Annotated in this window: 8 protein-coding genes and 2 pseudogenes; all 10 read left to right on the forward strand. The window is 41.8% G+C overall.

The window, feature by feature from the left end; all coding sequences use genetic code 11:
* A pseudogene (locus AC1DSB_RS13840) lies at positions 1-178 on the forward strand (preprotein translocase subunit SecY); the annotation flags it as partial.
* A gap of 63 nt (positions 179-241) precedes the next feature.
* Positions 242-895: an adenylate kinase gene (locus tag AC1DSB_RS13845; protein ID WP_016429903.1), complete on the forward strand. Its 654-nt coding sequence runs from the start codon at positions 242-244 to the stop codon at positions 893-895.
* A 423-nt stretch (positions 896-1,318) separates the two neighbouring features.
* The gene (gene infA / locus AC1DSB_RS13850; RefSeq protein WP_016429904.1) at positions 1,319-1,537 is read left to right on the forward strand and encodes a translation initiation factor IF-1; all 219 of its coding nucleotides are present in this window, start codon (positions 1,319-1,321) and stop codon (positions 1,535-1,537) included.
* A 37-nt stretch (positions 1,538-1,574) separates the two neighbouring features.
* The gene (gene rpmJ / locus AC1DSB_RS13855; RefSeq protein WP_000868344.1) at positions 1,575-1,688 is read left to right on the forward strand and encodes a 50S ribosomal protein L36; all 114 of its coding nucleotides are present in this window, start codon (positions 1,575-1,577) and stop codon (positions 1,686-1,688) included.
* A gap of 23 nt (positions 1,689-1,711) precedes the next feature.
* Positions 1,712-2,077 (forward strand): 30S ribosomal protein S13, encoded by a 366-nt coding sequence (rpsM, locus tag AC1DSB_RS13860; RefSeq protein WP_016429905.1) that lies wholly within the window; start codon positions 1,712-1,714, stop codon positions 2,075-2,077.
* A 25-nt stretch (positions 2,078-2,102) separates the two neighbouring features.
* A complete protein-coding gene (rpsK, locus tag AC1DSB_RS13865) occupies positions 2,103-2,492 on the forward strand; it encodes a 30S ribosomal protein S11 (RefSeq protein ID WP_016429906.1) in 390 nt (129 codons plus the stop codon).
* Between the two features lie 140 nt (positions 2,493-2,632).
* Positions 2,633-3,577 carry a DNA-directed RNA polymerase subunit alpha gene (locus AC1DSB_RS13870; RefSeq protein WP_016429907.1) on the forward strand — a complete coding sequence of 315 codons (945 nt, stop codon included), beginning with the start codon at positions 2,633-2,635 and terminating at the stop codon, positions 3,575-3,577.
* 51 nt (positions 3,578-3,628) lie between these two features.
* The gene (gene rplQ, locus AC1DSB_RS13875; RefSeq protein WP_477531058.1) at positions 3,629-4,009 is read left to right on the forward strand and encodes a 50S ribosomal protein L17; all 381 of its coding nucleotides are present in this window, start codon (positions 3,629-3,631) and stop codon (positions 4,007-4,009) included.
* A gap of 381 nt (positions 4,010-4,390) precedes the next feature.
* Positions 4,391-5,236 (forward strand): energy-coupling factor ABC transporter ATP-binding protein, encoded by an 846-nt coding sequence (locus tag AC1DSB_RS13880; protein ID WP_477531059.1) that lies wholly within the window; start codon positions 4,391-4,393, stop codon positions 5,234-5,236.
* A pseudogene (locus AC1DSB_RS13885) lies at positions 5,212-5,346 on the forward strand (energy-coupling factor ABC transporter ATP-binding protein); the annotation flags it as partial. The gene AC1DSB_RS13880 and the pseudogene AC1DSB_RS13885, both read left to right, overlap by 25 nt.

A 5,346-nucleotide genomic window follows, 5' to 3' on the forward strand; every position in this document is an offset into this window, starting at 1 on the left:
GATTTTCCTTGCGCTAGTCGCAATCATGCCGATTTTGTTCATTAACTTTGCTGGTCTTCCAGCTGCTGCACAAATCGGTGGAACAAGTTTGTTAATCGTTGTCGGTGTTGCACTGGAAACGATGAAACAGCTCGAAGCACAACTAGTGAAACGCCACTACAAAGGCTTCATGAAATAATGTTGGTTTAGAGGAACGATTTCGTTCCTTTTAACCTGCAAATTGTAGCAGGGGGCAAAACGTATGAATATCGTTTTAATGGGTCTGCCAGGTGCAGGTAAAGGCACTCAAGCAGATAAAATTGTTGAGAAGTACGAAATCCCTCATATTTCTACAGGCGACATGTTCCGAGCAGCTATAAAAGATGGTACGGAACTAGGCCTAAAAGCCAAAGCGTTTATGGATGAGGGTGCATTAGTACCTGATGAAGTAACGATCGGAATTGTCCGTGAAAGATTAAGCAAAGCTGATTGTGAAAAAGGATTTCTATTGGACGGGTTYCCACGTACTGTTCCTCAAGCTGAAGCACTTGATGCGCTTTTAGCAGATTTGAACAAAGACGTAGAGCACGTTTTGAACATCCAAGTTGAACAAGAAGAGTTGATTAAGCGCCTAACTGGTCGTCGCATCTGTAAAGTCTGCGGCACTGCGTACCATTTAATCTTCAATCCATCTCAAAAAGATGGAGTGTGTGATAAAGATGGAGGCGAGCTTTACCAGCGCGCGGATGACAATCCGGAAACGGTCTCAAACCGTCTGGAAGTAAATATGAAACAAACACAACCTTTGCTTGACTATTATGGCAACAAAGGCGTGTTGACAAATATTAACGGTCAGCAAGACATTCATAAGGTATTTGCTGATTTAAACGCTCTTTTAGAGGGCAACCGCAGCTGAACCTAGCGGCACGCTTGTAAACGGAATTTAATTTCTAGAGCTGCAAAAGCAAATTATGCCCGATATACGAAAGAACGAAATAGACAATGTTACGTCTAAGAGGATCCCTTTGTCCTTTCGTGCATTTCTACTTCCGACAAGGTATAATGGGTTTCGTGGAAGCATCTGTGTAACGGATATGGTGGAACTCATCCAAGGCATTCCGAGCGGTCGTGTTTACATGAGGGAGACAAGGTTCACCCGGGTCAGTCTACTCCGTAGGTTGCCAGAAGCGAAGCCTGACGAGTGTCTTTCGAACATCTCTCATGCAAAACAAACATATGTTGAAACGAAAAGAATCCTACACGGGTTTCGATTTGCGGAACATTCCGTTTGATTTGATGATGAGAACCTGATTTTTTATACAGAAGGGAGACAGGGTTGATGGCGAAAGACGATGTAATTGAAGTCGAAGGTACAGTTGTTGAGACTTTGCCAAACGCGATGTTTAAGGTAGAATTGGAAAACGGTCATACGATTCTTGCACATGTTTCGGGCAAAATCCGTATGCACTTTATCCGCATCCTGCCTGGAGATAAAGTCACAATTGAACTTTCTCCTTACGATTTAACTCGCGGTCGTATCACATACCGTTTTAAATAATCTTTTGCACTCCGGACCACTAAGGAGGTTGGGTTAGATGAAAGTGAGACCATCTGTGAAACCGATCTGCGAAAAATGTAAAGTTATTCGCAGACGCGGTAAAGTAATGGTAATCTGTGAAAATCCTAAACATAAACAAAAACAAGGCTAATTTGAAGGAGGTGCACGACACACATGGCTCGTATTGCTGGTGTTGACATTCCGCGCGATAAACGCGTTGTTATTTCATTAACATATATTTTCGGGATTGGTAAAACAACTGCACAAAAAGTTTTAGCTACTGCAGGAGTTGCTGAAGATACACGCGTGCGTGATCTTACAGAAGACGAATTAAACAAAATTCGTGAATCAATCGGTGCTTTCAAGGTAGAAGGTGACCTTCGCCGTGAAGTATCATTAAACATTAAACGCTTGATGGAAATCGGTTCATTCCGTGGTATCCGTCATCGTAGAGGTTTACCTGTTCGCGGTCAAAATACGAAGAACAATGCGCGTACGCGTAAAGGTCCTCGTAAAACTGTTGCTAACAAGAAAAAATAATCGGTAAAGGAGGTTTCTTCCTAACATGGCACGTAAACAACAAACACGTAAGCGTCGTGTGAAAAAGAATATCGAATCCGGTATTGCTCACATCCGCTCTACATTTAACAACACAATTGTAACGATTACAGATATGCAAGGAAATGCGGTATCTTGGTCAAGTGCTGGTTCACTTGGTTTCAAAGGTTCTCGTAAATCAACTCCGTTTGCTGCGCAAATGGCTGCTGAAGCAGCGGCGAAAGCTTCTGTGGAACATGGTCTTAAGACGTTAGAAGTAACGGTAAAAGGTCCTGGTGCTGGTCGTGAAGCTGCAATTCGTGCACTTCAAGCTGCTGGTCTAGATGTTACAGCTATTAAAGATGTAACTCCAGTTCCGCATAACGGTTGCCGACCACCAAAACGTCGTCGCGTGTAATAGGTGCGACTCAATTAATTGATTGAGAACATCATTTCTTGTACAAACTGAGTTGTGCAATCACCGATAAGTCTTAGTACTTATTGATTTCTGATGGAACGAACCTATACATTCGATGTTTTGAAGGAGGGTATATTTGAATGATCGAAATTGAAAAACCAAAGATTGAAACGGTTGAGATCAGCGAAGGTGCCAAATTTGGCAAGTTTGTTGTAGAACCGCTTGAGCGTGGATATGGAAACACATTAGGTAATTCCCTACGTCGTATCCTTTTGTCTTCTTTACCAGGGGCTGCTGTAACTTCTATTCAAATTGATGGCGTGCTTCACGAGTTCTCTACTATTGAGGGCGTAGTTGAAGATGTCGCTTCAGTTATTATGAACGTGAAGAAACTAGCTCTTAAAATCTACTCTGACGAAGAAAAAGTCATTGAGATTGATGTTAAAGGTGATGGAACGGTTACAGCTGCTGACATTACACATGACAGTGATGTAGAAATTTTAAATCCTGATCTCTATATTGCAACAATCGGTAAAAATGGTCATTTGCGTATGCGTATGTATGCACAACGCGGCCGCGGTTACACTCCTGCTGATCAAAACAAACGTGAGGATCTTCCTATCGGCGTGATCCCAATCGACTCTATATATACTCCAGTTTCACGCGTCAATTTCCAAGTAGAAAATACTCGTGTTGGTCAAATGACTAACTTCGATAAACTTTCTCTTGATGTGTGGACAGATGGCAGCATCGGTCCTAAAGAGGCGATTTCGCTTGGCGCGAAAATTTTAACGGAGCATTTAAATATCTTCGTTGGTATGACTGATGAGGCAAAAACTGCTGAAATCATGGTTGAGAAAGAAGAAGACCAAAAAGAAAAAGTGTTGGAGATGACTATCGAAGAGCTTGATCTTTCTGTTCGTTCTTATAACTGCTTGAAGCGCGCTGGTATCAACACGGTACTTGAGTTAGCTAACAAGTCAGAAGACGACATGATGAAAGTACGTAACCTTGGACGTAAATCACTAGAAGAAGTAAAAGCGAAGTTAGAAGAGCTTGGCTTAGGATTACGCAAAGAAGACTAAGCGACTTTTTTGATATAACAGATTAATATTCAACAAAGGAGGTAAACATCTATGGGTTACAGAAAACTTGGTCGTACAAGTTCTCAACGTAAAGCGATGTTACGTGACTTAACAACTGATTTGATCATCAACGAACGCATTCAAACGACAGAAGCTCGTGCGAAAGAACTTCGTTCAGTTGTTGAAAAAATGATTACATTAGGTAAACGTGGAGATTTGCATGCACGCCGTCAAGCTGCATCTTATATTCGTCGTGAACTAGTGACTGCTACTGATGAAGAAGGCACTGAAACAACAATTTATGCTTTGCAAAAATTGTTTGATGATGTAGCACCACGCTACGCTGATCGTCAAGGCGGATACACACGTATTATGAAAATGGGACCTCGTCGTGGAGACGGAGCACCTGTTGTAGTGATTGAATTAGTTTAATCATCACAATTCGAAGAGGGTTCTAGGTTAGTAGCCGCCCTCTTCTTTTTAAAAGAAAAAGATTTATACGACATAATGAAAAGCAGAGCGTTACGATGAGCGGACCTTTTGGTAGCGTCTCGTCTAGCTCTACGCACCTCATTCACGTAGACGGTCTGAGCAACCGAATACGAAAAAGATATAGAAGAGCGCATTTCTCTGAATGAGGTGCGCGCTTTTTTATTTCATTGATAGAAAATATTTATTATTTGGATATCAGTGTAAGAATATATACTCAGTTTGCACCTTTCTGGTGCAAACTGTGTTTTTGTAATAGTGTAAAATAGAAACATTGATGAGAATGAGTTGAGTTCGAGCAGAGTAAGAGGAGGTCATATAGAGATGACAGAAATAATATCACTACATGAAGTCACCTATACATATTCACCAGAAGAAAAGGATGCGCGAAAAGCTGTAGAAAACATTTCTTTTTCTGTCAATGATGGCGAGTGGATTGCAATCGTTGGTCATAATGGTTCTGGTAAATCCACAATGGCGAAACTCATGAATGGACTGTTATTTCCTCAATCGGGGGAAGTACGTGTTCTTGGTGAAACGCTGAATGAAGAGAATTTATGGGATATTCGTTCACAAATGGGCATGGTATTTCAAAACCCAGACAATCAATTTGTCGGGGCTACCGTCCAGGACGATGTCGCTTTTGCTTTGGAAAATAACGGAGTTCCGTTTAAAGATATGGTTGTACGTGTGCACGAGTCCCTTGCGCAAGTGAAAATGGAAAAGTTCTTAGATAGTGAGCCGCATCATTTATCAGGTGGACAGAAGCAACGAGTAGCTATTGCGGGTGCATTGGCTTTAAAGCCGAGAATTCTTATCTTGGATGAAGCTACTTCTATGCTCGACCCACAAGGGCGGGAAGAAGTATTAACTACCGTTCGTAGATTACGGGAGAAAACACAGTTAACGGTTTTATCCATAACGCATGATCTCGAGGAAGCTTTACTTGCGGATCGCATTTTTGTAATGAATAACGGGCACAAATATGCTGAAGGCACACCAGCTGAAATTTTTTCTCGTGGAGAAGAACTGGTGGCACTTGGATTAGATCTGCCATTTGCCATGAAAATGGGCAGTCTATTACGTGCGAATGGAATAGAGTTAAACAACGAACACATGTCAGAACAAGAGTTGGTGAATGATGTATGGACATCCAACTTCAACAAGTAGGGTATGCCTACGCCAAAGGGACACCTTTTGAAAAACGTGCACTATACGACGTGGATTTACTTATTCCTTCTGGTTCCTACCAGGCTATTATCGGACATACTGGCTCAGGG

This window comes from Paenisporosarcina sp. P4_E4_2 (assembly GCF_056401595.1).

Bases quoted from the DNA above. Each gene is read 5' to 3' on its own strand.
- rpmJ (WP_000868344.1), top strand. From the start codon at position 1,575: ATGAAAGTGAGACCATCTGTGAAACCGATCTGCGAAAAATGTAAAGTT.
- rplQ (WP_477531058.1), top strand. From the start codon at position 3,629: ATGGGTTACAGAAAACTTGGTCGTACAAGTTCTCAACGTAAAGCGATG.
- rpsK (WP_016429906.1), top strand. From the start codon at position 2,103: ATGGCACGTAAACAACAAACACGTAAGCGTCGTGTGAAAAAGAATATC.
- rpsM (WP_016429905.1), top strand. From the start codon at position 1,712: ATGGCTCGTATTGCTGGTGTTGACATTCCGCGCGATAAACGCGTTGTT.
- infA (WP_016429904.1), top strand. From the start codon at position 1,319: ATGGCGAAAGACGATGTAATTGAAGTCGAAGGTACAGTTGTTGAGACT.
- AC1DSB_RS13880 (WP_477531059.1), top strand. From the start codon at position 4,391: ATGACAGAAATAATATCACTACATGAAGTCACCTATACATATTCACCA.
- AC1DSB_RS13870 (WP_016429907.1), top strand. From the start codon at position 2,633: ATGATCGAAATTGAAAAACCAAAGATTGAAACGGTTGAGATCAGCGAA.